The sequence below is a fragment of the Brevibacterium sp. SIMBA_078 genome (assembly GCF_046534565.1).
Taxonomy (GTDB): domain Bacteria; phylum Actinomycetota; class Actinomycetes; order Actinomycetales; family Brevibacteriaceae; genus Brevibacterium.
Window position 1 is genome coordinate 1 of the sequence record NZ_JAWRYQ010000691.1, and the last position, 228, is coordinate 228.

Annotated in this window: 1 pseudogene; it reads left to right on the forward strand. The window is 66.2% G+C overall.

What is annotated here, in order from left to right:
• Positions 1–228 (forward strand): annotated as a pseudogene (locus SB749_RS21240) (hypothetical protein); the annotation flags it as partial.

Genomic DNA, 228 nt, shown 5'->3' on the forward strand with positions numbered 1-228 from the left:
GCGGTCAAATATCAGGGCTCGGACGGGTCGCCGGAAGGATGGTTCGCGGATGACCCGGAGATCGCTTTCGATACCGTGCTGTACTCGGGGGCGCCCAGAACAGTGCCTTTCGACAGCCGCGGGAAGGCTGCGGTACTCGCGCCGGGTCCCGACGGAGGCGTCGTCGCCATCGCTGCAGCGACCGGGAAGAGGGCGTGGAAAGCTGGCGACTACAGATCGACGACTCCG